We start from the raw sequence: 616 nt of genomic DNA, 5'->3' as shown, positions 1-616 counted from the left end.
TGTGCAGGTATACCCTGGGGACAGCCTGTTTCTATGGTTTTCTAATTCATTGATAACCCGCCAGTAACCCGAGGATAACCCGCAGATAACCCGCCTCTTTAAAAGGAGGGGGGTATGGGGGGTGTTTTCACGGTTTTTGGGGAAAGTATGGGTTAAGTATTGCATAATAGAAAAGGGAATGAGTAACTTTAGGTATCCTCCCCACAGTGACTTGAGTATGCCTGGCCATTGCCTGTTCACACAGTTAAAACCATCTTTATATGGCATTCCTGCATGGCAAAGGAGGATTTACCGGGAGCCTGGGTAATCTCTCCGCCTACCAACCCAAAGGCTCTGATAAGATTATTCTGCGTACTAAAGGTGGTGCTACAAAAAAGCAGATTAAAACACATCCGCATTTTGCCAGGGTACGGTCTAACAATGAAGAATTTGGCAGCTGCAGCAAAATGGCTGCACGGTTACGAAGCGAGCTGCATCCCTTTGTTAATATGGTGGATTATAACCTGCAGGCCGCTTTCTCGGCCCTCAACAAAACCATCCAGTTGCAGGATACAGAAAACCCGCCGGGGCAACGCAGCATACTGTACTCGCAGCACCGTTACCTGCTGGCCAATTT

Annotated in this window: 1 protein-coding gene; it reads left to right on the top strand. The window is 47.7% G+C overall.

The genetic code is table 11. From position 1 onward, the window contains the following. Positions 1–260: 260 nt before the first annotated feature. Positions 261–616, top strand: a 356-nt coding sequence (locus tag AC1RNB_RS18585; RefSeq protein WP_493085258.1) for a hypothetical protein, incomplete at its 3' end; no start/stop codon positions are given.

The organism is Sediminibacterium sp. GW821-FHT12F12 (assembly GCF_058806635.1).
The sequence above is the reverse complement of the archived record's forward strand: the minus strand, read 5'-3'. Positions and strand labels throughout refer to the sequence as shown.